Origin of the sequence: Kitasatospora sp. NPDC085895, from assembly GCF_040702125.1 — a bacterium.
Classification (GTDB): domain Bacteria; phylum Actinomycetota; class Actinomycetes; order Streptomycetales; family Streptomycetaceae; genus Kitasatospora; species Kitasatospora arboriphila.
Map to the genome: position 1 here is coordinate 1 of NZ_JBFBJY010000011.1, position 21300 is coordinate 21300.

Annotated in this window: 19 protein-coding genes and 2 pseudogenes; 13 read left to right on the forward strand and 8 right to left on the reverse strand. The window is 75.3% G+C overall.

Annotation, left to right across the window (positions count from 1 at the left end):
- Nucleotides 1-39 precede the first annotated feature (39 nt).
- Nucleotides 40-846: pseudogene (locus tag AB0442_RS09485) on the reverse strand (cytosine permease); the annotation flags it as partial.
- Nucleotides 847-889: 43 nt separating this feature from the next.
- Between AB0442_RS09485 and AB0442_RS09490 the strand changes: the two are divergent.
- Nucleotides 890-1039, forward strand: coding sequence for an amidohydrolase family protein (locus AB0442_RS09490; RefSeq protein ID WP_366161958.1), 150 nt, complete (start codon nucleotides 890-892; stop codon nucleotides 1037-1039).
- A 230-nt stretch (nucleotides 1040-1269) separates the two neighbouring features.
- Here the strand turns inward: AB0442_RS09490 and AB0442_RS09495 are convergent, their stop codons facing one another.
- Nucleotides 1270-2553 carry an ABC transporter substrate-binding protein gene (locus tag AB0442_RS09495; protein ID WP_366161793.1) on the reverse strand — a complete coding sequence of 428 codons (1284 nt, stop codon included), beginning with the start codon at nucleotides 2551-2553 and terminating at the stop codon, nucleotides 1270-1272.
- A 388-nt stretch (nucleotides 2554-2941) separates the two neighbouring features.
- Here AB0442_RS09495 and AB0442_RS09500 point away from each other — a divergent pair, with 388 nt between their 5' ends.
- The 7 genes and pseudogenes from AB0442_RS09500 to AB0442_RS09530 all read left to right on the forward strand — a co-directional run bounded on the left by AB0442_RS09500 (nucleotide 2942) and on the right by AB0442_RS09530 (nucleotide 8978).
- The gene (locus tag AB0442_RS09500; protein ID WP_366161794.1) at nucleotides 2942-4309 is read left to right on the forward strand and encodes a CapA family protein; all 1368 of its coding nucleotides are present in this window, start codon (nucleotides 2942-2944) and stop codon (nucleotides 4307-4309) included.
- Between the two features lie 102 nt (nucleotides 4310-4411).
- Nucleotides 4412-4858 (forward strand): annotated as a pseudogene (locus tag AB0442_RS09505) (proteinase inhibitor I4 serpin); the annotation flags it as partial.
- 83 nt (nucleotides 4859-4941) lie between these two features.
- Nucleotides 4942-5610 carry a serpin family protein gene (locus tag AB0442_RS09510; protein ID WP_366161795.1) on the forward strand — a complete coding sequence of 223 codons (669 nt, stop codon included), beginning with the start codon at nucleotides 4942-4944 and terminating at the stop codon, nucleotides 5608-5610.
- Between the two features lie 18 nt (nucleotides 5611-5628).
- The gene (locus AB0442_RS09515) at nucleotides 5629-6303 is read left to right on the forward strand and encodes an SMI1/KNR4 family protein (RefSeq protein ID WP_366161796.1); all 675 of its coding nucleotides are present in this window, start codon (nucleotides 5629-5631) and stop codon (nucleotides 6301-6303) included.
- Between the two features lie 127 nt (nucleotides 6304-6430).
- Complete coding sequence (locus tag AB0442_RS09520) at nucleotides 6431-7828, forward strand: M1 family metallopeptidase (RefSeq protein ID WP_366161798.1); 1398 nt, start codon at nucleotides 6431-6433, stop codon at nucleotides 7826-7828.
- A gap of 591 nt (nucleotides 7829-8419) precedes the next feature.
- The gene (locus AB0442_RS09525; RefSeq protein ID WP_366161799.1) at nucleotides 8420-8668 is read left to right on the forward strand and encodes a hypothetical protein; all 249 of its coding nucleotides are present in this window, start codon (nucleotides 8420-8422) and stop codon (nucleotides 8666-8668) included.
- 85 nt (nucleotides 8669-8753) lie between these two features.
- Nucleotides 8754-8978 carry a hypothetical protein gene (locus tag AB0442_RS09530; protein WP_366161801.1) on the forward strand — a complete coding sequence of 75 codons (225 nt, stop codon included), beginning with the start codon at nucleotides 8754-8756 and terminating at the stop codon, nucleotides 8976-8978.
- Between the two features lie 67 nt (nucleotides 8979-9045).
- On the opposite strand, the gene AB0442_RS09535 is transcribed toward AB0442_RS09530, so the two are convergent.
- The gene (locus tag AB0442_RS09535; RefSeq protein WP_366161802.1) at nucleotides 9046-9507 is read right to left on the reverse strand and encodes an ATP-binding protein; all 462 of its coding nucleotides are present in this window, start codon (nucleotides 9505-9507) and stop codon (nucleotides 9046-9048) included.
- Nucleotides 9504-9899, reverse strand: a complete 396-nt coding sequence (locus AB0442_RS09540; RefSeq protein ID WP_366161803.1) for an STAS domain-containing protein — start codon at nucleotides 9897-9899, stop codon at nucleotides 9504-9506. Before AB0442_RS09540 ends, AB0442_RS09535 begins: the two co-directional genes overlap by 4 nt.
- 309 nt (nucleotides 9900-10208) lie before the next feature.
- Here AB0442_RS09540 and AB0442_RS09545 point away from each other — a divergent pair, with 309 nt between their 5' ends.
- Nucleotides 10209-14627 (forward strand): HAMP domain-containing protein, encoded by a 4419-nt coding sequence (locus AB0442_RS09545; protein ID WP_366161804.1) that lies wholly within the window; start codon nucleotides 10209-10211, stop codon nucleotides 14625-14627.
- A gap of 5 nt (nucleotides 14628-14632) precedes the next feature.
- The gene (locus tag AB0442_RS09550; RefSeq protein ID WP_366161806.1) at nucleotides 14633-16945 is read left to right on the forward strand and encodes a SpoIIE family protein phosphatase; all 2313 of its coding nucleotides are present in this window, start codon (nucleotides 14633-14635) and stop codon (nucleotides 16943-16945) included.
- Nucleotides 16946-16982: 37 nt separating this feature from the next.
- Here the strand turns inward: AB0442_RS09550 and AB0442_RS09555 are convergent, their stop codons facing one another.
- The gene (locus AB0442_RS09555; protein ID WP_366161807.1) at nucleotides 16983-18131 is read right to left on the reverse strand and encodes a glutamate--cysteine ligase; all 1149 of its coding nucleotides are present in this window, start codon (nucleotides 18129-18131) and stop codon (nucleotides 16983-16985) included.
- A 639-nt stretch (nucleotides 18132-18770) separates the two neighbouring features.
- On the opposite strand from AB0442_RS09555, the gene AB0442_RS09560 reads away from it, so the two are divergent.
- Nucleotides 18771-18956, forward strand: coding sequence for a hypothetical protein (locus AB0442_RS09560; protein ID WP_366161808.1), 186 nt, complete (start codon nucleotides 18771-18773; stop codon nucleotides 18954-18956).
- A 116-nt stretch (nucleotides 18957-19072) separates the two neighbouring features.
- Nucleotides 19073-19303 (forward strand): DUF6296 family protein, encoded by a 231-nt coding sequence (locus AB0442_RS09565; RefSeq protein ID WP_366161809.1) that lies wholly within the window; start codon nucleotides 19073-19075, stop codon nucleotides 19301-19303.
- 58 nt (nucleotides 19304-19361) lie between these two features.
- Here the strand turns inward: AB0442_RS09565 and AB0442_RS09570 are convergent, their stop codons facing one another.
- Nucleotides 19362-19928: a type 1 glutamine amidotransferase domain-containing protein gene (locus tag AB0442_RS09570; RefSeq protein WP_366161810.1), complete on the reverse strand. Its 567-nt coding sequence runs from the start codon at nucleotides 19926-19928 to the stop codon at nucleotides 19362-19364.
- 92 nt (nucleotides 19929-20020) lie between these two features.
- Nucleotides 20021-20257, reverse strand: coding sequence for a hypothetical protein (locus AB0442_RS09575; protein ID WP_366161811.1), 237 nt, complete (start codon nucleotides 20255-20257; stop codon nucleotides 20021-20023).
- 155 nt (nucleotides 20258-20412) lie between these two features.
- On the opposite strand from AB0442_RS09575, the gene AB0442_RS09580 reads away from it, so the two are divergent.
- Nucleotides 20413-20643 carry a hypothetical protein gene (locus tag AB0442_RS09580; RefSeq protein ID WP_363538710.1) on the forward strand — a complete coding sequence of 77 codons (231 nt, stop codon included), beginning with the start codon at nucleotides 20413-20415 and terminating at the stop codon, nucleotides 20641-20643.
- A 123-nt stretch (nucleotides 20644-20766) separates the two neighbouring features.
- Here AB0442_RS09580 and AB0442_RS09585 read toward each other — a convergent pair whose 3' ends face one another.
- Nucleotides 20767-21261 carry a DUF6328 family protein gene (locus tag AB0442_RS09585; protein ID WP_366161813.1) on the reverse strand — a complete coding sequence of 165 codons (495 nt, stop codon included), beginning with the start codon at nucleotides 21259-21261 and terminating at the stop codon, nucleotides 20767-20769.
- Nucleotides 21262-21300: the final 39 nt, after the last annotated feature.

Sequence of the window (21300 nt, forward strand, 5' to 3'; positions counted from 1 at the left end):
CGCCCGGTGGCGAGAGGACACCGGGCGCGCGGCCGTTCGTCAGTCCCGGCCGTCCGGGGCGCCCCGCCGGGCCGCCGCCAGGTAGACCGCGGCGGAGAGCAGGAGGCCGACCGGCAGCGACAGCTCGGTGCCGCCGAGGGCGGCGGCCACCGGCCCGGTGTACAGCGGGGTGGTGACGCACAGGCCCGCCGCCGCGGCGCCCAGCAGGACGGCGGCCGCCCCGGCCGGGTTGACGCCCGCGGTGTACCAGAACGGCCCGCCGCGGCTCTCGTCGGAGAGCGCCCGGCCGTCGTAGCGGTTCCGGCGCAGCAGGACGTCGGTGGCGTAGACGGCCATGGTGGGGCCGGTCAGCACCACCATCAGCTCCAGGACGCTGTTGACGGTGTCGAGGAAGTTCGAGACCAGCAGCGCGTAGAGGGTGAGTGCGACGCCGAGCGCGCCGTCCAGGGCGACGCTGCGGGAGCGGCGGACGCGCAGGCCGGCCGCCTGCAGGGCGAGCCCGGAACTGTACGCGCTCATCGCGTTGTTGGCGACGGCGGACAGCACGACGGCCAGCAGGAAGGCCGGTTCGAACCAGCCCGGGAGGATCGCGGTGAGCGCGGTCTGCGGGTCGCTCATGTCCAGCGCGGTGCCGGCGACGGCGCCGAGCGCGGTGAAGAGCACGCTCGGCAGGAACCCCCCGAGCGCCGTCCACCCGGCCACGGCCCCCGGCCGGGTGCTGCTCGGCAGGTACCGGGCGAAGTCGGCGCTGTTGGTGTACGAGAGCGGGGCGGACGCGACCAGGATGAGCCCGCCCGCCAGCGCGGCGACCAGCGCGCCGCCGTGCAGCGGCTGTTCGGGGCGGTAGGGGTACACCCTCAACCCCGCCTGGGCCGCGGGGGAGGACCACCTGGCCGGGGGGCTCGCCGTCGGACAGCGCGCGGACCTCACCGTCCTCGCCGAGGACCCGCTCACCGTGCCCGACGGCGACCTCGCCGCGCTCCCGGTGCTGCTCACCGTCGTCGACGGCCGCCCGACCCACCGCGCCCCGCAGCTGTGACGCGGCGACGGGGCTGCGATGGGCCGGCGGAGCTGTGACGCGGCGACGGAGCTGCGACGGATCGACAGTTCTGTGACAGGACATCACTGTTATGACCGGCCATCACTCGCCAACCGTGAGTCGTCGGCTCGGTGACAGGCCATCGCAGATGTGAAGGGCTGGCATGGTTGCGGCACCACAGCCGTGTTGCGACAGGCCGTCGCAGGCGTGACGGAACGCAGTCCCGGCCGCTACTGCGGGGCGCGCTTGCCGGTGAGCACCCAGCGGACGTCCACGAACCCGCTCTGCTGCTGGGCCAGCCGGCCGTTCTCCACCTGCTGGAACGTCACCCAGGTGTTGGTCAGCCGCGGCGACTCGGCGCTCGGCAGCATGCTCGCCATGCCCCAGTCCAGCGGCGGGGTGACACCGCCGGTGTCCAGCGAGTCCCCGCTGTCCAGCTGGTTGCGCAGCGTCTTCGCGGTCAGCGGCAGGCCGGCCGAGGCCAGCCGGTCGGCCGCCTGGAAGAAGACCTGATAGGCGACCCAGGTGGTCTGCACGCCCAGGTCGGAGACGTCCACCGGGGAGTCCGCGGGCCGGCCCTCCAGGGTGTGGCGCAGCTCGTCCCAGACCGCGGAGGACTCGGGCGGGTACCAGCCGGTCACCAGGGCGCCCTCCAGCGGACCCCCCTTGCCGCCGGTGGCGTCGACCACCGACTGCTGGACGCCGCCGAGCACCGCGCCGAGCCGGGTCCGGGCCGGGGCGAGCTTCCGGTAGGCGTCCAGCAGGGCCCGGGTCTGCTCGACGCCGAGCGCCGTCGTCACGCAACCGTCCTTGCGGTCCCCGCCGACCGCCGCCCGGGCGAGCGCGGCGAAGTCCGGGCCCTTCTCCGCGGCCTTCACGTCGGTGAGCGGCACCCCGGCCGGCCGCAGCGCGCCGGACAGGTAGCGGGTGAGGGTGTCGCCGGTGCGGTTGTCGGGCCGCACCAGCGCGATCGACTTGCAGCCCGCCGCGACCAGTTGGCGCCCGCTGCCGGCGATCAGCGCCGGCGTGCCGCCCGCCACCGGGTAGGACAGCGGACTGGAGAACTCCGGCCCGGACAGCCCGTAACCGCCCAGGTAGGGGATGCCCGCCGCCTCCAGGGCCGGCACGAAGTCCTCGGCGTGCCGGCTGTACGAGCCGATCACCGCCACCGCGTGGGCGTCCACCGCCTGCCGGGCGCAGGCCGCCGCCCCCTCCGCGGTGTCCTGCTCGTTGCAGGTCAGCACGTGCAGCCGGTGCCCGCCGAACCCGCCCTTGGCGCTGACGGACCGTCCGATCGCCTCGGCCAGCGCGGTGCTCCCCGACCGGTCCGCGGAGCCGGAGCCGGACGGGGCCATGGTCAGCACGGTCACCGCGGCGTTCTCGGCGGCACCCGCGCCGCCCGCGCACCCGGTGAGGTCGAGCAGCGCCGGGAGCAGTGCCGCGGCCGCCGCCAACCGCCCGGCCCGCCCCGTCCGTGTGCCCGCCGTGCTCCGCCGGCCGATCCGCCCTGCCATACCCGCGCCCCTCCCGTGGTCCGCCCGATGTCGGGGGCAAGCCAAGCGAGCGCAGCGCACGTTCAGGCGGCCAACGGGCGAACAGCACGGGGTGTTCGGGGGAAGAGCAGGTCGCTCTGCAAACGTACCACCGGACCAACCAGGCCACCGTCATGACGGGCCATCAGAGAGTGTCCGCTGGTCAGGACGGATTTCGGCGGCATACCGCGGCGCGGTGCCCGCCCCGGCATGTTCGGCCAACTCCGGAACGGCCGCCGGCGCCGTCAGCCGCGCCGAGGCCCGTGCTTTCGGCCCGTGCCGGGCGAACCGGCCGCCGTGCGGGGCGGGCGGTGGGGCGTAGCGTGGTGAGGGTGGTCCGTCAGCGCAGCGGCGCACTCCGGGGTGCCCGGTGACGCCGCTCGTCTCCCGCCGCGCGGTGCTGCTGGGTGCCGCCGGCGGACTGCTCGCCGCGTGCAGCAGCGGCACGCCGGAGCGCCGGCCCCACCGGGGCGCCGCGACCGCCGCCGAGGCCCTGCGGTCGGACGGCGGCGTCCGGCTGCCCGTGGTGCTGGCCGTCCACCCGGTGACGGCGATCGGCCGCACCGCGACCCGGGCCGAACTGGAGGCCGTGCACTCCGGCGGGGCGGACACCTGGCAGGGGCTCCGGGTGGTGCGCGGGACGGGTGCGGTGGCGGAGGTGGCCGCCGCCGGGGACGCCGTCGCCGTGGTGACGGCGGACGCCGTGGTGCCCGGCACCGCCGTCGTGCCGGTGGACGGCCGGGACCCGCTGACCGCACCGGCCGACTACCCCGTCACCGCCGCGGTCGACGCCGTGACCGCCCCCGATCCGGTGGTCACCAGCATGTGGACCGGCGACGTGATGCTCGGCCGCCGGGTCGGCGCCGGGATGGCGGCCGCCGGCGACTGGGAACTCCCGTTCTCGCAGACCGCGGGCCGGCTGGCCGCCGCCGGACTGACCGTGGGGAACCTGGAGTGCACCCTCTCCAAGGAGGGCCGGGCCACCCACGGCGGCGACTCCTTCGGCGCGGACCCGAGGGCGCTCGCGGGCCCTCGCCGGGCCGGCTACGACATCCTCACCCTCGGCAACAACCACCTGGGCGACTACGGGCCCGACGCCCTGGTGCGGACGGTGGCGATCGCCCGCGGGGAGGGCTTCGCCACCACCGGCGCCGGTGCGGACATCGCGGCTGCCCGCGAGCCGGCCCTGGCGACGGCCGGCGGGCTGCGCTTCGCCGTGCTCGCGTTCTGCGCCGTCGGCGAGTCCCCGGAGGCGGGCCCGGCCACGCCGGGTGTGGTGTGGCAGCGGATGCCGCCGATCACCGGCCCGCTCGCCGAGGGCGACCTCGCGGCGCTGGAAGCGTCCGTGCGCGCCGCCCGCCCGACCGCCGACGTGCTGGTGGTCGTCCCGCACTGGGGCCGCGAGTACTCGCACCGCCCGGTCGCCGAGCAGTACACCGTCGGCCACCGGCTGATCGACGCCGGCGCCGATGCGGTGGTCGGCATGCACCAGCACTGGGTGCAGCCCATCGAGATCTACCGCGGCCGCCCGATCGTGCACGGCCTGGGCAACTTCGTCTTCGACATGACCTTCTCCGAACAGGTCCAGCAGGCCGTGGTCGTCGAACTCGTCCACTGGGGGCGGATCCTGAAGAGCGTCCGGGCCGTGCCGGTGCGGATCGGTGCGGGCGGCGTGCCGCACTTCCTCGACCCGACCGGCGCCGAGGGCCGCGGCATCCTCGGCACCGTCTGGAGCTGATGGGCCGTCACATGCCGGACCGGGCACGAGAAACAGTCATCGTCCGGCGCCGTGTGCCCCTAACATCGGCTGATCGATCGGTTCGGCGGACAGGGGGCGGCCTTGGAGGCTGCGGCGGACACGGCACGGATCGTCAACGCGCTCGCGGAGCGCTGGGCGGCCGAAATCGGCGGCACCGGGAGCGACGGCACGGTCCTCACGGCCGTCGGCGTCTGGCCGCTGCTCGGCTTCCTGGCCGCCGGGGCGGACGGTGCCGCCCGCAAGGAACTGGAGGAGGTGCTCGGCCTGCCCGCCGAGGAGGCGGCCCGGCGCGGACGGGAGCTCCTCGCCCTGCTGCGCGACGTGCCCGGTGCCGGTGCCGCCGTCGGCCTGTGGACCGCGGGCGGCGTCCGACCGGATCCGGGCTGGCTGGCCGAGGTCGGACGGCACACCCGCGGCACCCTCAAGGGCGTGCCCGCGCTCGACCGGCTCGTCCTCGACCGGTGGGCCCGGAAGCACACCGGCGGCCTCGTCCGCTCCATGCCCCTGGAGGTCGACCGCGACCTGCTGCTGGTGCTGGCCAGCGCCGTGGCCGTCCGCACCCGCTGGCGGCACGCCTTCCAGGAGACCTGGCAGCACGCCGACTCCGGTCCGTGGGCCGGCCGATCGCCGCACTGCGGCTCGACGGCACCGAGCTGCTCGACCACCTCGCCGTCGCCGAGACCGCCGCCGGCCCGGTCACCGAAGTACGCCTGCCCGGCACCGCCGAGACCGACGTCCACCTGCTGCTCGGCACCGAGGACGCCCCGCTCGGCCCGGTCCTCACGGCGGGCCTCGCACTGCTGGACGGCCGCGCCCGGCGCATCCCGGCGGCCGAGCTGCCGACCGGCGGGCCGTGGCCGGGCCTGAGGACCGACACCCTGGACAGCGCCACCCCCGGGGACCGGCTGGACCTGACCACCGCGGCCTTCACCGTCGACACCACGCACGACCTGCTCGAACGGGCGGAGCTGTTCGGTCTGCGTACGGCGAGCGAGCGGGACTCCTTCCCGGGGATCTGCCGCACCCCGCCGCTGCAGGTCTCCCAGGCCAGGCAGCAGGCCACCGCCGTCTTCGGCGCCCGCGGCTTCGAAGCCGCCGCCGTCACCGCCGTCGGCATGACCCGAGGCACGGCCGCACGCCCGTCCGTGCTGCACCGGGTCACCGTCGCCCGGGTCCGCATCGACCGGCCGTTCGCCTTCCTCGCCGTGCACCGGCCGACCGGCCTGGCCCTGGTCGGCGGCTGGATCACCGAACCGGCGGGCGCACACCCGTCACCGTGAGGCGCTAACCTGCCGGGCATGGTCGATCAGATGTGGGCGGGCGTCCGGGAGCGGGTCGGAGTACTGGGCGGCACGGTCGGCTTCTTCGGCGCTGCGACGCACGGCTTCCGGCTCGACCCGGTCCTCGCACCGGCCGAGGTCGAGGCCCTGGAGGCCCGGCTCGGCACGACGCTCCCCGACGAGTACCGCAGCTTCCTGCTGCAGGTCGGCGCCGGTGGCGCCGGCCCCTGCCACGGGGTGTACCCGGTCCACCGCACCGGGGACGGCTGGGCCTGGTCCGGCGACGGCGCCGACCTGGCCGACCTCGACCGGATCGCCGAGGCCTTCCCCACCACGGGCCCCGACCCGGAGGCGCTCGCAGTGCTGGTCGCGCAGCGCCCGGACGAGGAGTCCTTCGAGGGCGAGGACGAGTACGACACCGCCATGGAGGAGTGGGACGACCGCGTCGGTGAACTCCTGTGGGCGGCGGACCGCACGGTCGGCGCGATCGTCATCTGTCACATCGGCTGCGGCCAGCGCGAATGGCTGATCGCCAGCGGCCCCGAACGCGGTCGGATCTGGTCCGACAACCGCGTCGACGACCTCGACCTCGCCCCGCTGCTCGACCCCGACGGCCGGCCCGTCACCTTCGCCCGCTGGTACCTCGACTGGCTCGACAAGGCGGAGCAGCACCTGCGTCAGCAGGCCGGCTGAGCCCGGAGTCCCGTGAGCGCGCCTCCCCGGTGCGCAACGCCCCCGCGCCCGCCGTCCGGAGGACCCGGCCGGCCGCCCCGGCGCGGCGGCGCCGCCGCGCCGGGGAGGCTGTCGGAGCATGTGGCGAATGATGAGACGAACCCGGGCGACGGCGGCGGCCTCCGCCGCAGCCGTCCTGCTGCTCCTCGCCGGTGCGCCCGCAGGTGCCGCCGCACCCGCCGGCGCGGCACTCACCCCGCCGGACCCGTACTTCCCGCTCAGCGGCAACCAGGGCTACGACGTCCTCCACTACGACCTCGACCTCGACTTCACCCCGGCGAGTCACCTGTTGGACGCCCGGGCGACCATCACCGCGAGCGCGGACCGCCCGCTCGCCTCCTTCCGCCTGGACTACTCGGGCCCGGCCGTCCAGGAGGTCCTGGTCGACGGCAGGGCCGCCGCGTACCGGCGGGACGGCCAGAAGCTGACCGTCACCCCCGCCCGCCCGATCCGCCCCGGCGCGGTGTTCGGCGTCGTGGTCCGTTACCGGGGCATCCCCGAGCGGATCTCCGACCCGGCCCTCGGCGACTACGGCTGGATCAACACCCCGGACGGTGCCGTCGCCCTCAACGAGCCCGACGGAGCCCGCACCTGGTACCCCCTCAACGACGACCTGCGGGACAAGGCCACCTACACCTTCCGGATCACCACCCCGACCGGGGTCACCGCCCTCGCCAACGGGGAACCGGCCGGCCCGCCGCAGACCCGCGACGGCCGCACCACCGTCACCTGGCAGATGCGCAAGCCGATGGCCGGCTACCTGTCGATGGTCGCGATCGGCGACTTCCGGGTCACCCGCAGCACCGACGGCGGCCTGCTCAACATCACCGCCTACGACCCGACCGGCAGCGACGACGGCCTGCTGCATCCGGCCACCGTCCAGGCGGTCGCCTGGGAGCGGAAGCGCTTCGGCGCGTACCCCTTCGACTCGACCGGCGGCATCATCGACCGGATCGGCGTCGGCTACGCCCTGGAGACCCAGAGCCGCCCGGTCTACGACGGCGGCACCGACGAGCTCACCGTCGTCCACGAGATCGCCCACCAGTGGTACGGCGACAGCGTCACCCCCTCCACCTGGCGCGACATCTGGCTGAACGAGGGCTTCGCCACCTACACCGAATGGCTGTGGCAGGAGGACCACGGCGGCCCCACAGTGCAGCAGGTCTTCGACACCTACTACGAGACGCCCGCCGGCGACCCGTTCTGGAAGCTGGAGACCGGCGACCCCGGCCGCGACGAGATGTTCAACTACGACGCGGTCTACATCCGCGGCGCGATGACCCTGCACGCCCTGCGCACCACCATCGGCGACCGCGACTTCTTCGACCTGCTCCGCACCTGGGCGCGCACCCACCGCTACGGCACGGTGGACACCGGTGACCTGCTGCGGCTCGCCGAGAAGATCTCGCACCGCGATCTCGGCCCGCTCTTCGACGCCTGGCTCCGCACCGCGGCCAAGCCCCCGCTGCCGACACCGTCGCACTGACCCTCCGTCCGGACGCCGGCGGCGCCGCCCAGTGGCGCGGCCCGCCGGCGTCGGGCGTTCGTGCCGTCCTGTCAGGTGTGCCCGAGGAGCGCCGCGGTGGGCCTTCCGGCCTCTTGACCGGAACCGGACGACCCGCCCCGCGGAGCGTGGTTGGCCGGGCCCCGGACGGGGCAGAGATCCGGTACGCGTGAGGAACGGCGCAGGTGGGCAGAGGTCGCCGGTGCCGGTGACCGAGGAGATGACGGTGATGATCAGGATCAAGGTGGTGTCACGCCCCGTCCGGGGCAAGCCGCGGCCTCCGCTCGATCTGCGAACCCCGTCGGGCCGGCCGCTGCCCTACTGAGCACCGGCCCACCGGCCCCCTGCGCACCGGCCCTGCTGAGCGCCGGCCGGCAGGCGGTGACGCACCCGCGGGCAGGCTCGCCGGGCGCGGGAGCGGGCCGTCCGCCGCGGGGTTTGCGTGCGGTCGGGCCGGGCAGGCGGACACTCCTGCTCCGCGGACGGAGCAGGAGGCGGACCGTACGGCCCGCCCCGGTCCCGGGCGCAGTAACCTGGAGGGTTCTGCGTCCCGCACGGCGAAGGGAGCCTGCCGTGGCCCATGCCGATCGCGACCTCGCCATGCTCGGCGAGAACGTCGAACCCGCCGGTGCACTGAGACCCGAGACCCTCGACCGGGTCCGTGCGGTGGTGGCCGAACACGCCCGCGACGGGGAGGACCGGCGGCTGCTGCTGGAGGTGCTCGGCCTGGCCGGCGACGAGCCGGCCGCCCACGACGCCTCGGCCGACCTCACCCGGACGGAGGAACCGGAGAGCGGTGGGCGGCCGCATCCGTCACACTGACGGCCCCGCGGATCGGCGGACACCCCGCCCGGGCCGCGGCCGAGCCCCGGCCGACTTCCGGCCGAGCCCTGCCCGAGGAGGAGCGATGGCGTTCCCGCACCACCCCCACCGTGCGCCCGAGGACGGGCCCGAGACACCGCGGCGCGACCGCGCCGTGCTCGGCGCCCTCGGGGCACTGCTCGACGACCTCGCCGCCCTCGGCCACGGCCACGCCCGCCGGGAGGACCCGGACACCGACGAGGCACCCGACACCGCCCACGGCCTCGAACGCCGAGCCCCACACCCGGGCGACCTGACGGCGACCGCCTGATCGGGCCATCCCGCAGGTGCCCCCACGCGCCCCTGGTCATGTACCCCGTCCGCTTGGATCTCAGGCCCTACTGGATGCCCGGGCCGGTCCCCGCAAGGGGGAGGACGGCCCAGACGGTCTTGCCCGCGGGGTGCTCGGCCACGCCCCAGGACGAGCTCAGCCGCTCGACGATGAAGAGGCCGTGGCCGCTCGGCCGGGCGGCGTCGTGCGGGCGCCGCGGCAGGGGGCGGGCCGGTCCGGCGTCGACCACCTCGATCCGGACGGCCGCGTGGGCCGGGGAGAGCGCCAGTTCGAGCGGCCCGTCGGCGTGCTGGGCGGCGTTGGTGAGCAGCTCCGCCACGACCAGGCGGATGCAGTCGGCGGCCGGGCCGGCCGGGTCCACGCCCCAGGAGGCGAGTACCGCCTCGGCGAACCGCCGTCCGGCGCGGGCCCGTCCACCGCCGTCGAAGGTGATCGTCGCGCGGGCGGCGACCGCCGCAGGGACGTCCCCCGTCCCCTCGCGGCGACTTCTGTCGGCGGCGGCTGTCACGGCTGCCGTCCGCTGCCCCGGAACTCCGCGGTGGAGCCGAGCACGGCGAAGACGGTGTCGGCGCCGGTCATCGCGAGCAGGCGCCGCATCTGCGGCGGCAGTGCGCAGAGCACCAGCCGGACGTCCCGCTCCTGGGCCCGGGTGCGCAGCCGGAGCAGCAGGTTGAGACCGGAGGAGTCGCAGAAGCCGACACCGGCGAGGTCCAGGCACAGCGTGGTGGCCGCCGCGGCGAGGGCCGCCTCCAGGTCGGGGCGGGCGGCGTCCGCGCCGTCCAGGTCCAGGTCGCCCTCGACGGCGCAGACGACCGCACCGTCGAATGCCGTTGCCATGACGGTGCGGACGCCGGCGTCCGCCGCCGTTCCGGTCGCCTGGTCGGTGTCGCCGGTGCCCATTGCGCTGCCCTCCCGCCGCGGCCCTGCGCGGTGCCGCCGTGCCGTCCATCGCCTTCCGTGGGGATGCGTATCACCCGCATGGATTCGTACCACACGTCCGCCCGCCGATTCCCCTTCCGGTCTTCCGCGCGCACCGGCGACTTCCGTCCGTCCGCCCGTCGATCGGGCCGCCGAGCAGGGCTTGTGTGTACGCGGCGTAGGGTAGTGTCGCCTGCGGCCGGCCGCCAGCGCGGCCGGCGGTCGCGCCCGGGACCGTGCGCGGCTCCAACACCACCGGGGCAACTCGGCCGTGACGAGGGGAACGTGGCCGTGACGGAGACGCAGCCGGGCCGGATCGCGAACGGCGTCCTTCCCGCGGGGCCCAACCCGCCGGGCACGGTGGGTGAGCCGGACCTGCGCAATCTGCTGGCCGGTCTGACGGCCGTCCGCGACGGCGACTTCGGCACCCGGCTGCCCGACGACGCCGACGGACTGCTCGGCGAGATCGCCGGCGTGTTCAACGGCATGGTCGACCAACTGTCGCTGTTCACCTCGGAAGTGACCCGGGTGGCGCGCGAGGTCGGCACCGACGGGCGGCTCGGCGGCCAGGCCGAGGTGCCCGGGGTGTCGGGCACCTGGAAGGACCTGACGGACTCGGTCAACGCCATGGCCGGCAACCTGACCACCCAGGTCCGCGACATCGCGCAGGTGGCGACGGCGGTGGCGAAGGGCGACCTCTCGCAGAAGATCGACGTCGCCGCCCGCGGCGAGATCCTGGAGCTCAAGAACACCGTCAACACCATGGTCGACCAGCTCTCCTCCTTCGCGGACGAGGTGACCCGGGTGGCGCGCGAGGTCGGCAGCGAGGGCCGGCTCGGCGGTCAGGCGCAGGTGCCGGGCGTCGCCGGCACCTGGCGCGACCTGACGGATTCGGTCAACTTCATGGCCGGCAACCTGACCGACCAGGTCCGCAACATCGCCCAGGTCACCACGGCCGTGGCGAAGGGCGACCTCTCACAGAAGATCACCGTCGATGCGCGCGGCGAGATCCTGGAGCTCAAGAACACCGTCAACACCATGGTCGACCAGCTCTCGGCGTTCGCCGACGAGGTGACCCGGGTGGCGCGCGAGGTCGGCACCGAGGGCATCCTCGGCGGTCAGGCGCAGGTGCCGGGCGTCGCCGGCACCTGGCGCGACCTGACCGTCTCGGTGAACTCCATGGCGGGCAACCTGACCGACCAGGTCCGCTCCATCGCGCAGGTGGCGACGGCGGTGGCGAAGGGCGACCTCTCGCAGAAGATCAACGTGACGGCCCGCGGCGAGATCCTGGAGCTGAAGGAGACCATCAACACGATGGTCGACCAGCTCTCCTCCTTCGCCGGGGAGGTGACCCGGGTGGCCCGCGAGGTCGGCACCGAGGGGCGGCTCGGCGGCCAGGCGGACGTCCGCGACGTGTCGGGCACCTGGCGGGACCTCACCGAGTCGGTCAACGTCATGGCGGACAACCTGACCGCGCAGGTGCGGTCGATCGCCGAGGTGACGACGGCGGTCGCGCGCGGCGACCTGAGCCAGAAGATCCGGGTCGACGCGCGCGGCGAGATCCTGGAGCTGAAGGAGACCATCAACACGATGGTCGACCAGCTCTCGGCGTTCGCGGACGAGGTGACCCGGGTCGCCCGGGAGGTCGGCACCGAGGGCAACCTCGGCGGCCAGGCCACCGTCCGCGGAGCCTCCGGCACCTGGAAGGACCTCACGGACAACGTCAACGTGATGGCGTCCAACCTGACCGGGCAGGTCCGTTCGATCGCTCAGGTGGCCACCGCCGTCGCCCGCGGCGACCTCAGCCAGAAGATCACCGTCGAGGCGAAGGGCGAGGTCGCGGCACTGGCCGGCGTGATCAACACCATGGTCGACACGCTCTCCGCGTTCGCCGGGGAGGTCACCCGGGTCGCCCGCGAGGTCGGCACCGAGGGCATCCTCGGCGGCCAGGCCACCGTGCCCAGCGTCGCCGGCACCTGGAAGGACCTCACCGACAACGTCAACTTCATGGCGCACAACCTGACCAGCCAGGTCCGCAACATCGCCCAGGTCACCACGGCCGTCGCCCGCGGCGAACTCAACCGCAAGATCGACGTCGACGCCCGCGGCGAGATCCTGGAGCTCAAGACCACCATCAACACCATGGTCGACCAGCTGTCCTCGTTCGCCGCCGAGGTCACCCGGGTCGCCCGCGAGGTCGGCAGCGAGGGCCGGCTCGGCGGCCAGGCCGAGGTCGAGGGCGTCTCCGGCACGTGGAAGCGCCTCACCGAGAACGTCAACGAACTGGCCGGCAACCTCACCCGGCAGGTCCGGGCCATCGCCGAGGTCACCGGCGCCGTCGCCGAGGGCGACCTCACCCGGTCGATCACCGTCGACGCCTCCGGCGAGGTCGCCGACCTCAAGGACAACATCAACACCATGGTCGAGTCGTTGCGCGAGACCACCCGGGCCAACCAGGAACAGGACTGGCTGAAGACCAACCTCGCCCGGCTCACCGCCCTCGTCCAGGGCCACCGCGACCTCACCGTCGTCGCCGACCTCATCATGAACGAGCTCACCCCGCTGGTCGGCGCCCAGTACGGCACCTTCTACCTCGCCGAGGACACCCCCGAGGGCCCCGAACTCGTCCTGGTCAGCAGCTACGGACGACCCGCCGGGGACAGCCCGCCCCGGCTGAGGCCCGGCGAGTCGCTGGTCGGCCAGGCCGCTCTGACCCGGCGTCCGCTCGCCGTCACCGACCTCCCCGACGGCTACACCGTCGTCTCCTCCAGCCTCGGCGCCGCCCCGCCGCGCGCCCTCGTCGTCCTGCCGATCACCGTCGAGGACCAACTGCTCGGCGTCCTCGAGATCGCCTCCCTGCACCCCTTCACCGCGGTGCACCGCGACTTCCTCGACCGGTTCACCGAGGCCCTCGGCGCCAACCTCAGCATGCTGCTCGCCAACGCCCGCACCGACGAACTCCTGGAGGAGTCCCAGCGGCTCACCGCCGAACTGCGCGCTCGCTCCGAGGAACTCCAGAACGGCCAGCAGGAACTGCGCGACTCCAACGCCGAACTCGAGGAGAAGGCCGACCTGCTGGCCGCCCAGAACCGCGACATCGAGACCAAGAACCTGGAGATCGAGCAGGCCCGCCGGGAACTGGAGGAACGCGCCCGGCAGCTCGCCCGCACCTCCATGTACAAGTCCGAGTTCCTCGCCAACATGAGCCACGAGCTGCGCACCCCGCTCAACAGCCTGCTCATCCTCGCCCAGCTGCTCGCCCAGAACCCGGCCGGCAACCTGACGGTCAAGCAGGTCGAGTACGCCGAGATCATCCACTCCGCCGGCTCCGACCTGCTGCAGCTCATCAACGACATCCTCGACCTCTCCAAGGTCGAGGCCGGCAAGATGGACATCCACGTCGAGCGCTTCCCGCTGCGCGAACTCCTCGAGTACGTCGAGTCGACCTTCCGGCCGCTCGCCGGACAGAAGCGGCTGCACTTCACCGTCGTCACCGCACCCGGCCTGCCGGACACCCTGCACACCGACCAGGCACGGCTGCGGCAGGTCCTGCGCAACCTGCTCTCCAACGCCGTCAAGTTCACCGACAGCGGCCGGGTGGAGCTGCGGATCGAACCCTCCAGCCCGGAGGAGAGCACCGCCGACGGCTCGGTGCCGCCCGGCAGCCTCGCCTTCCGGGTCACCGACACCGGCATCGGCATCGCCGAGCAGCACCTGGAGTCCATCTTCGGCGCCTTCCAGCAGGCGGACGGCACCACCAGCCGCCGCTACGGCGGCACCGGCCTCGGTCTGTCCATCAGCCGCGAACTCGCCCACCTGCTCGGCGGCACCATCACCTCCCGCAGCACCCTCGGCGAAGGCAGCTGCTTCACCCTGCACCTGCCCGGTCCCGCACTCGGGGAGTCCGCCGAGAGCGCCCCGCCGCGCCCGGCCCGGCTGCTCGTCGTCGAGGCCGACCCGTCCGGCCTGCTCACCGCCGTCGCGACCAGCGCCACCGCCCGCCGCGACCCGCCCGCCGAGATCCGCACCGTCGGCGACGCCGAAGAACTGCGCGCCGCGCTCGACCGGGGCCCGTGGCACTGCGCCGTCGTCGACCTCGACCTGCCCGGCGAGCGGCTGCGACCCGTCCTCGACGCCCTGCGCGCGGACGGGCCCGCGGTGATCGGCCACTCCGAACGGTCCCCCGACCCGGACCGGCCCGACCGGCCGGACACCGCCGACCTGCCGACGGCCGCCGGCCTCGACGACCTGCGCGAGAGGATCAGGGCGGCGACGGCCCCGCCCGAGGAGGCGCCCGCCGCCCCGCCCGCCCCGGCACCCGTGCACCGCGCCCGGCTGGCCGGCCGTACCGTCCTGATCGTCGACGACGACACCCGGAACGTCTTCGCCGTCACCGGCATGCTCGAACTGCACGGGGCGCGCGTCCTGCACGCCGAGAACGGCCGTACCGGCCTCGACATGCTGCGCGGCCACCCCGAGACCGACATCGTCCTGATGGACGTGATGATGCCGGAGATGGACGGCGACACCGCGACCGCGGAGATCCGCAGACAGGGCGGCACCGCGGACGTCCCGATCATCGCCCTCACCGCCAAGGCGATGCCCGGCGACCGGGCCCGCAGCCTCGCGGCCGGCGCCAACGACTACATCACCAAGCCCGTCGACACCGACCACCTGCTCGCCCGGATCATCCACTGGCTGGACGGCTGACCGCCGTGGACCGGACCGGCCCCGCCGACACCGGGGCACCCCGCGACCGCACCGAGACCGCGGCCGACCGGCTCGCCCTCGCCCTGCGGCGGCTGGAGGCCGAACGCGACGTGCTCCGCGACCGGCTCGCCACCCGCCCGCTCGTCGACATCGCCACCGGCATGCTCGCCGAACGGCTGCACTGCCCGCCCGCCGACGCCGCCGCCCAGCTCGACGCCCTCGCCGCCGAGGCCGGCGTCCCCGCCGACCGGCTCGCCGCCGAGATCGTCGGCGCGACCGCCGCCCCCGGCCCCGACCTCGGCGAGAGCCCCGCCGCCGGCCTCCGGCCGCGGCCCGCACCGCCCACCGAGGCGGACACCGCGGCCCGCGCCCTGCTCGACCGCACCGCCGACCTGCCGACCGCCGACACCGCCGTGATCTGGGGCGCCGAACCGTGCGGTGGCCTCACCCTGCTCGGACACGCCGGCCTCGACCCCGAGGACGCCCGCGCCTGGCGCCACGTCCCGCCCGGTGTCGACACCCCGGCCCGGCACGCCGCCCGCAGCGGCAGCGGACTCTGGCCCGAGGACGGGCCCGCCGCCACCGGCCTGCCCACCGCCGGCCGCGACACCGCGCCGTACCGGCTCGCGATGCCGATGCGCCGCCGCGGCCGCCTGCTGGGCGTCCTCGAACTCGGCTGGGCCGAAGCCCCGCCCCCGCTGCCGACCGCCGCACCCGCCCGGCTGCGGGCCCTCGCCGAGGTCTTCGCCGTCACCGTCGACACCGCGCCCCCGGCGGTGCGGCCCGAGCCGCCGCCCGCGGACACCGCCGCCCTGGAGGCCGTCCTCGACCCGGCCCTGCTGCTCGCCCCGCTGGAGGGCCGCGACGGCGAGGTCGCCGACTTCCGCATCCTGCGCACCAACCACCGCTTCCGCGACCCGGCCGGCCGGCCCAGGCACCGCATCGAGGGCAGCACCATGCTGGAGTCCTACCCGCTCGCCAGCACCCGCGGCATGCTCGACCGCCTGCTCACCGTGCTCGCCACCGGCGAACCCGTCCGCGAACGGTTCGTGCTCACCTTCCTCGCCGAGGACCTGTCCCGGCTGCCGGTCGTCGCCCGGATCGGCGCCGCCCGAACCGACGGCCACCTCCTGGTCAGCTGGCAGGTCGAGGACGCCGACGCCCGGCTCCTCGGCCTCGTCCACTCCGCCCAGCGGCTGGCCCGGGTCGGCGGCTTCGAGGAGGACCTCGTCAGCGGCGACGTCCTGTGGAACGAGCGGATGTTCGCCCTGTACGGTCTGCCGCCCGACGCCATCCCCGTGCCGCTCGCCGCCCTCCCGGCCCACGTCCACCCCGACGACCGCCGGGCCGTCCAGCGGCTCACCCGCACCGTCCTGGAGGAGGGCCGGGCCGCCTCCGCCGTCTTCCGGCTGCTGCCGCCCGGCCGGCCCGCCCGCTACGCCCGGATCGTCGCCGAACCCGTCACCGACCCCGCCGGCCGGGTGGTGCTCGTCCGCGGCGCCGGACAGGACGTCTCCGACCAGCACCGCACCGAGGTCGCCCTCGCCGCCACCCGCGAACGCCTCGCCGACAGCGAGCTGGAGGCCGCCCAGCGGCACCGGCTCGCCCTGCGCCTCCAGGAGGCGATCCTGCCGCCCGAACCGCCGCCGCTGGACAGCGCCCGGCTGCACGCCGCCGTCCGCTACCGGCCCGCCGTCGAACGCGAACGGGTCGGCGGGGACTGGTACGACATCCTGCCGCTGCCCGACGGCGGCGCCCTGCTCTCCGTCGGCGACCTCGCCGGGCACGGCGTCGAGGCGGCCACCGGGATGGTCGCACTGCGCAACGCGCTGCGCGGGCTCGCCGTCACCGGCGCCGGCCCCGCCCGGCTGCTGGAGTGGCTCAACCTCACCGCCCTCGCCCTGCCCGCCCCGGCCACCGCCACCGCGGTCTGCGCCCGCTACGACCCGCGCACCCGCACCCTGCACTGGGCCCGCGCCGGGCACCTCCCGCCCGTCCTGCTGCGGTCCGGCCGGCCCCGGGTGCTGCCGCTGCCCCGCGGTCTGCTGCTCGGCGCCACCCCCGACGCGAGGTACGAGGAGCTGGCCCTGCCGCTGGAGCCCGGCGACGTGCTGCTGCTGTACACCGACGGGCTGATCGAGCAGCGCGGCACCGCGGACGAGGAGTCGCTGCGCCAGCTGCTGGTGGCGGCCGGCGCACCCGGACCCGACCTCGGCGGCTGGCTCGACACCCTGCTGGAGCACAGCCGCGCGGACACCGACGACGACACCTGCCTGATCGCCGTCCGCACCGACCCGCAGGACCCGCGGGACCCGTAGGACCCGCCGCCCGGCGGGTCCTACGGGTCCCGGGCCCTCAGGCCGCGGCGGTCAGCGCGGCGAGTTCGTCCACCACGTCGCCGTACCGGCCGCGCCGGGCGAAGGCGGCACGCTGCCGGTCGGCGCCGGTGCCGGCCGTGCACAGGCCGGCCAGCAGCTGGCGGACGGTGCCGACGTCGCCGGCGGCCTCCAGGCCCGGCCGGGCGCGTTCCACGAGCAGGTCCACCAGGTGCCGCATCGGTGCGACGCGGCCGGTCACCGGGTCCGTCCCGTTGCCGTTGATGCCGCAGAGCGCGGCCGACCAGTGCGCGGCGTCGATCATCGCCGTGGTGTCGGCCCCCGCCCCGTCCGGACCGGCCGCCACCGGGTCCTCGGGGAGCTCGGCCAGCATCGTGGTGGCGAGTCCGCGCACCAGCGCCGCCACCAGCAGCGTGGTGTCCACGTCCGCGCTGGTGTCGGCGACCCTGACCTCCAGCGTCGGGACGTGCTCGGACGGCCGCGAGTACCAGTAGATCATCGCGGTGTCGAGGATCACCCCGGCGTCCAGCAGACCGCCGACCGTCGCCCGGTAGCCGGGCTCGTCCAGCCGCGGCGCCGGGCCGACCGTCGGCCAGCGCCGGTAGAAGGCGTGCCGCCAGCTCGCGTAGCCGGTGTCCCGGCCCGCGCTGAACGGCGAGTTCACCGCCAGCGCCTGGACGATCGGCAGCCACGGCCGCATCCGGTTGTTCAGTGCCAGTGCCCGCGCCCGGCACGGCACGCCGACGTGCACGTGGCAGCCGCAGACCAGGCCCTCCGGACTGGTCGCCACCGCACCGACGTGCTCGCTGATCCGCCGGTACCGCGCCGAATCGGTGATCGTCGGCGGATGCCCGTCCGCGATCACCGGCATCGCGGTGCCGACCGGGCGGCAGTCCGCGCCCGCGGCCGCCTCCCGCAGCACCGCCCGCAGGTGCACCAGGTCGGCGCGCAACTCCGGCAGGCTCCGGGCGGGGCGGGTGCACACCTCGGCCTGCGAGGTGAAGAACTCGGTCTGGACCCGCTCGCCGAGCACGTCCGAAGCCTCCTTGACGACACCGGGCGCGCGGCCGACGGGCAGCCGCGAGTGCCGGTCGACGAGCAGGAACTCCTCCTCGACCCCCACCGTCGGCACCTCCAGCACCCGGCGGAGGCGGGCCCCGGCCGTCACCGGACCGGACCTCTCGCCGGGGCCGCAGAGCCGCCGACCGAACCACCTGCCGGACCACCGGCCAAGCCACCTGCCGGTGCGGGCTGCGGGTTCGGCGGCACCGGCTCGGGGCCGGGCGCCGGCGGAGCCGGATCCGGCGGCACCGGGTCGGGCCCGGGACCGGGCGGGGAGGGCGGCACCGGGGCCGGTCCCGGGGGCACCGGCTCGGGCCCCGGCGGCACCGGAGGCACGGGGACGGGCGGGGGCGGGACGGGTGCCGGGTCGGGCACCGGTCCGACGTCCGGTCCCGGAGGAACGGGGACGGTCATGGCGTCCTCCTTGTCACGGGGGCGGGAGACCGGTCGTCACGCAGCACCGGCCGTCACGCGGGCGGTACACCGGCCTCCGGGCCGGGCGCCCCGTCCATGGTCCGACGGTCCGCGCCGATCCGCAGCCGACCGGGCTGCACGACCCGGGCTCGCGGGTCTCCCCCGCCCCGGCGGTTACCCCCTGCCGCCGGGGCCAATCCTGCCGCCGCCGCGCTGCGCCGGCCGCGATTGGACGGGCCCCGGGCGGGCAGGCGCGCGGTGACGGGCGGCACCGCCGGACACCCTGCGGCGCCGCCGACCAGTGGAGGAACAGCACCGAGGAGGACCGGCCATGACCACCCAGCCTTCCCGCAGCCAGCCGTCGGGCACCGGGCGCGAGCACCCCGACGACGCCTGGCCGCCCACCGACACCCCCGACTCCCGGATGACCGGGGAGGGCGGCCCGCCCCCGCCCGACGACCAGGAACCGGGCAAGGAGGCCGACGCGGCGGCCGACCCCGCCGACGACGAGGACTGAAGAGGACCGAACCCGGGACGGGCGCCGTCCGCCGGGCCGGTGGGACGGGGCCGGTGGGACGGGTTTCGCGGACGGCCCGGCCGTCCAGACGCAGGGGCACCCCCAGGAGGTGCGCCATGACCCCCACCGAGCGCTACGCCGTGACCCTGCCCACCGCCCCCGGCACCCACGCCCCGCCCCAGGTCGTGATCGTCACCCCGACCGGGACGTTCGGCCCCGACGGGCGCCCGGTGTACGCCGACGAGTCCGGCACCCTGCTCGTCCAGGTGACGGCCGCGGGCGTCGCCGAGCCCCTGGCGGGCTGCCCCGGCGCCCACGTCTGCCTGCACGCCGTCCCGATGCCCTGACCTGACCCGGCGTTTCGCCCGACCCGTCGGTGTGACGGGTCGGGCGAAACGCCGGGCCTCAGGCGTGTGCCGGGGTGCGGGCGAACTCCTCGACCAGCGTGCGCTCGAAGGCCGGCAGGTCGGCGGGCTTGCGGCTGGAGACCAGGGTGTTGGGGCCGTTGTGACAGACGGAGACCTCGCGGTCGACCCAGTGGGCGCCCGCGTTCCGCAGGTCGGTGCGCAGGCTCGGCCAGGAGGTCAGGGTGCGGCCGCGGACGGAGTCCGCCTCGATCAGCGTCCACGGGCCGTGGCAGATCACCGCGACCGGCTTGCGCAGGTCGAAGAAGCCGCGGACGAAGCCCACCGCCCGCGGGTCCATCCGCAGGAAGTCCGGGTTGGCGACGCCGCCGGGCAGCACCAGGGCGTCGAAGTCCGCCGCGGAGACGTCCGCGACCACCGCGTCCACCCGGAAGGTGTCGCCCGGGTCCAGGTGCTCGAACGCCTGGACCGTCCCGCTCTTGGTGGACACCAGCCGGGGTGTGCCGCCGGCCCGCTCCACCGCCTCCCACGGCGAGGTCAGCTCGACCTGCTCCGCGCCCTTCGGCGCCACCAGGAATGCCACCGTCCTGCCCTGCAGACCGGTCATGTCGGCCACCTTCCTCCGTATTCGCGTTCGGGTCGTTCCCCGAACGTCTCACCGGGCTGCCCGGCACGAAACCGCGGCGCCGGTGCGCGTGGTCAGTCGTGGCCCCCGGGCCTGCGCCGACGGCGGCGGACGAACACCAGGGGATGGGCCGCGGCCAGTACGGCGAGCACCCCGAAGGCCAGCGCGAGGGCGGCCGGGACGGCGCGGGCGGCCGGGTCGTCGTCCCCGGCGGCCACCGCCCAGAACGCGAACAGGGCGGTCAGGAACGCCAGCAGCGGCGCGGACACCCGGGACAGCGCCTGCCGGGGCCCACCGGTCGTGGACGGCACGGCCGCTCACCTCCACCGGGACCCGGCCGCGGCCGGCCGGCCCCGTGACGGCGTCTGCCCGGCCGGGCCCGCGCCACACCCCGGGAGCGCCGGGCGTCCGTTTGTGGCCGGGCGGCCCGGGCAGGCGCACAGTGGAGGGGGTGAAGGAGGCTGCCATGCCCGTCAATCCCGGCCCGCCCGAACTGCGTCCGCACGATCCCGCCGCCGGTGCCGCGCGCACCGTCCCGGTGAACCCCGGGCCGCCGCCCGAGACCCTGCGCAGGCCGCACGAGCGGCACGAAAGCCGTCCGCGGCGCCACCGGCACTGGCCGCACCGCCACGACCGGTTCGACCGCCACCACCAGGACGGCCGCGACACCGCGCAGCCGCCGGAGCGGGACACCTGACCCGACCGCTCACCCGTCCCGTCCATGGTGACACTGTGTCACTGTTGCGACATGGTGTCGTCACTGCGACACAATGTCACTGATGTGATGGGCCGTCCCGATTTCTGCCGTGCCCTGGCGTGCTCAGCGCCGCCGGGGACCGGAGCGGCGCAGCAGCACGACCGGGACGAGCACCCAGCACACCGCGAACCACGCCAGCACGGCGCCCGCGATCACCCAGGCGCCCCAGGTGAGGCCGGCGACCTTGAGCAGCAGCAGCAGGGCCGCGCCGACGTTCAGGCCGAGCAGGACCACCCCGAGCGAGACCATCCGGGCGGCGGCCGCGACCATGCGCGGCTTGATGTGCCGCCCGGCCAGCAGCCGGTGGTAGGAGACCGGTGCCATCAGGGTGCCGGTGGCGATGGCACCGAGGGTCACCACCCCGACGTAGAGGGCCCGGTCGAAGCCGTGCAGCGTGGTGAACCGCTCGGTGAACACCACCGTCAGCAGGAATCCGAACATGATCTGGGCGCCGGTCTGCGCGACCCGCACCTCCTGGAGCAGGTCCGTCCAGAGCCGGTCGGCCCGCTCCTCCGGGGTCTCGTCGCGGCCGTCCGCGGGTGGCTGCTGCTCTGCCATGCTCTCCATCCTCGGTGCGGCGGCCGGGGGACGCCGCCG